This is a genomic window from Nitrospira sp. BLG_2, from assembly GCF_049222245.1.
In genome coordinates, this window is record NZ_JBLYIG010000118.1 from 1 (window position 1) to 2,953 (window position 2,953).

Sequence of the window (2,953 nt, forward strand, 5' to 3'; positions counted from 1 at the left end):
CGGCTCCTGTTGCACGAACCCGATCTGCTGCCGCAGGTACGCAATCTTCAGATCGCGGATATCTTTCCCATCGATAAGGATCGCCCCGTCTGTGACGTCGTAAAACCGCATCAACAGCTTCAGGAGTGTGCTCTTCCCCGCACCGCTCATCCCGACCAGCGCCACGCGCTCTCCTGTCGGTACGGCCGTTGAAACCCCTCTCAGTACCGGAACGTCAGATCGGTAATGGAACCGAACGTGGTCGAATCGAACTGCTCCTTTGGCACGATGGACCGGAGCCACTGCATGAGGCCGGTCGGCGACTTCCGGAATCGTATCCAGCACCTCAAAGACGCGCTCACTCGCCGCCAACGCATGCTGTAACATATGATTGACCGAATGAATTTGATTGATGGGTACGTAAAACATCGCCAGGTAGGACAGAAATAGCACCAACTCGCCGAGTGTGAGACGACCCTCCATGACTTCTCCCGCGCCGTACCAGAGGATCAAGGTGGTTCCAAAGGCGGCAACCAGAATCATGCTTGGCGAATATATCGACCACAGCACCATCGCCTTGAGGTTCTTGTCACTATAGGCTTGGCTCAACCGGTCGAAACGTGCTTGTTCATGCCTCTGGCGGCCAAATCCCATCGTCTCCCGGATACCGGACAAGGAATCTTGCAGATAGCCGTTCAGTTCAGCGGCGCTCTGCCTGGTCGCTCGATAATATCCATGCACTTTCGATGTAAACCAGCTTGCGGACAAGACAAGCAATGGGATCGGCAAGAGTGAGAGTGCCGCCAGTTTCCAATTGAGCATGAATAAGAGTCCCGTGATCCCGATAAGCGTCAGCGACGCCGTCAGCATCCCTTCGACGCCGTCAATGAAGATCCGCTCGACATGCTCCGTGTCGTTTGTGACCCGGGACATGATCTCACCCGTCGATCGATTTTCAAAATAGGTGATGGACAAACGTTGGAGGGCGGAGAAGATATCCCGACGAAGATCGTGCACCACAGTCTGCTCAAGTTGATTATTCAGTCGGATTCTGAACGAGGCAAACAGATTCTTGAGCACATGGGCGCCCACCAGAAGGCCGACCGCCCATGGCAGCAATGACGCCTGTTTCGCTTGAATCACATCATCGATGATGATTTTGACGACCCACGGAGGCACCAGCTCCATCGCTGTCGCACATGCAGCGCAGACGAGTGTCGCAATCGCAAGGGCGCGATGAGGCCGGAGATACAGCAGGACACGAAGAAGGGACTTCACAACAGGCTCGACAAGGCGGGCATCAAATTACGTTTGTGGACTCTTTCTGCCAATACTGCGCAAATTCATCGAGTTGAGTGAGGGTGGACATATCGGTCATGCGATCGAGAAAGACCTTGCCGATCAAGTGGTCGAGTTCGTGCTGAATACAGACGGCGTACAGGCCTGTCGCCTCGAAATCGAGAGGTTTGCCCTTCCGATCCAAACCCTTGACCCGCACCAATGAGGGTCTGGTCACTTTGCCTCTCAAGCCATCGACGCTCAAACACCCCTCCCAGTTTTCCACCTGTTCGGGCCCGTAATACACGATCGAAGGGTTGATGAGCACCGTTTCGGGAAATCCGCCGTCACCCTTGCAGCCCATTACCGCCAGTTGAATCGAACGTGAGACTTGGGGAGCGGCAAGCCCGATGCCCGGTTCGTCATACATCGTTTCCAGCATGTCGTCGATCAGCCGCTGGATCTCGGACGATTTGATCTCACGCGGATCGATCGGAGCGGCAACTTGGCGAAGGATAGGATTGCCCAACTTGGCGATCTTCAGCATGGTTTCGGTCTTTGGTCTCATATCGTATTATTCGTAACACAGGAATATCGGGGCCCGCAAGCTCGTCGGTTCGCCCGTTACGAGTGCCGTTTGGGCCGTTGCGGTTCGGGAATCTCAAAGTTCTCCTTGTTGGCATCCCACCACTCCGTCCATTCGCTCGACCACACCGCGCGATCCTGCTTGGTGGATGTGTCCCAATCATGGAACTCGGTCTCATGGCGAGTCAGAATCCAGAGTGATTGCAGGGCCGACAGCGCCACGAAGCGCTCGTCGTCGCTCACCATCGGAATCAGGATGGGGATGACGGCCTTCTGCCGGACATACCGCGCTTCGAATGCCGCGGCCTTTCTGATGGATGGATTGGGGTCCTTGGCCATGACTTCGATCGCCTCGGGCGCTTTCGTGACATCGAGGCGAACGGCAACGCGCAAAGCATGTTCCCGCACCCGAGGAATCTCGCCAGGCTCCTTTGCGGTGGAGATGAGGGCCGGTACCCCGGAAACACCCTTCATCATCAGCAAGGTTTCGATTGCGTTGTACCGAATCCGCGGGCTCGGCATGGCCAGCGCCTGAACAAGGACGGGAACAGCCGGCTCTCCCAAATGCACGAATTCCCCCATCGCCCAGAATTCCTGTTTGCCTTCGAGCAACGGCAGCAAGGCTTCGGTCCGTTTGAGCTCTTCAGGGCTGAGCGGGTTCTTGTTGGGGGGCACTGAGACATCCGGCACATCCTGACTCTTCGGCGGCGCTTCATAGGGGATTTGGATCGGCCATGTCCGCACAGGCTGATCGGACGACGCATGGAGCGTCTGTGCTCCCACGAGACCGGAGAAAACAATCGCAACAATACTTGCATAGTTGATCACGACGTGTGAACTCCTCTTAGTCAGATGATCGCATGCGAAACGGTTGGGAGGAGAGATTGACACGGACCAGTATCCTGCAAATCGGCTGAAGCGAGGGAGCAACCGACCCAACGGTCGTCGGCCCTAGTCCAACCCTGAATTGGCCTCCCGCAAATGTTTCCTCACCCGAACTTTCTCATGATGTTTCCGAAGCAACTGTCGGCGGACCACATCCTGGTTCTCCGCGACAATACGAACCAGACGATCCATATCTTCGGCATGGTCCCGAACCAGTTCTGACAGC

General features: G+C 56.1%; 3 protein-coding genes. All 3 read right to left on the bottom strand.

Annotated features, from left to right (window positions below; genetic code table 11):
- Positions 1–1,257 (bottom strand): ABC transporter ATP-binding protein (locus ACOSYY_RS03405; protein WP_421660867.1); only part of this gene is annotated, 1,257 nt, incomplete at its 3' end.
- A 22-nt stretch (positions 1,258–1,279) separates the two neighbouring features.
- The gene (gene def, locus ACOSYY_RS03410) at positions 1,280–1,825 is read right to left on the bottom strand and encodes a peptide deformylase (protein ID WP_421660868.1); all 546 of its coding nucleotides are present in this window, start codon (positions 1,823–1,825) and stop codon (positions 1,280–1,282) included.
- 56 nt (positions 1,826–1,881) lie between these two features.
- The gene (locus ACOSYY_RS03415) at positions 1,882–2,670 is read right to left on the bottom strand and encodes a HEAT repeat domain-containing protein (protein ID WP_421660869.1); all 789 of its coding nucleotides are present in this window, start codon (positions 2,668–2,670) and stop codon (positions 1,882–1,884) included.
- Positions 2,671–2,953: the final 283 nt, after the last annotated feature.

What these genes read in the sequence shown, in the direction of transcription:
- def (WP_421660868.1), bottom strand. Translation starts at nt 1,825, where the DNA reads ATGAGACCAAAGACCGAAACCATGCTGAAGATCGCCAAGTTGGGCAAT.